This window comes from Streptomyces sp. SID5785 (genome assembly GCF_009870065.1).
Lineage (GTDB): Bacteria > Actinomycetota > Actinomycetes > Streptomycetales > Streptomycetaceae > Streptomyces.
This window is the reverse complement of sequence record NZ_WWIA01000059.1, coordinates 1-296: the sequence shown is the minus strand read 5'-3', so window position 1 is coordinate 296 and position 296 is coordinate 1. Positions and strand designations below refer to the sequence as shown.

The following is a 296-nucleotide window of genomic DNA, read 5'->3' as shown; positions in this document are numbered from 1 at the left end:
ACCGCGTTGCGCATGTAGTCGGAGAACACCAGGAAGGTGCCGCCGTAGATGCGGGTGTTGCCGTGCAGCGCGATGCCGTTCATCTCGGCGGCCATCGAGAACTCGCGGATGCCGAAGTGGACCGTGCGGCCGTAGGGGTCGGCCTCGGGCAGCGGGTTGCCCTTCGGCAGGAAGGAGCTGGCCTTGTCGATCGTGGTGTTGTTCGAGCCGGCCAGGTCGGCGGAGCCGCCCCACAGCTCGGGGACGACCGGGCCGAGCGCCTGGAGCACCTTGCCGGACGCGGCGCGGGTGGCGAC

At 70.3% G+C, this 296-nt stretch carries 1 pseudogene; it reads right to left on the bottom strand.

What is annotated here, in order from left to right:
- A pseudogene (locus GTW43_RS01735) lies at positions 1-296 on the bottom strand (transketolase); the annotation flags it as partial.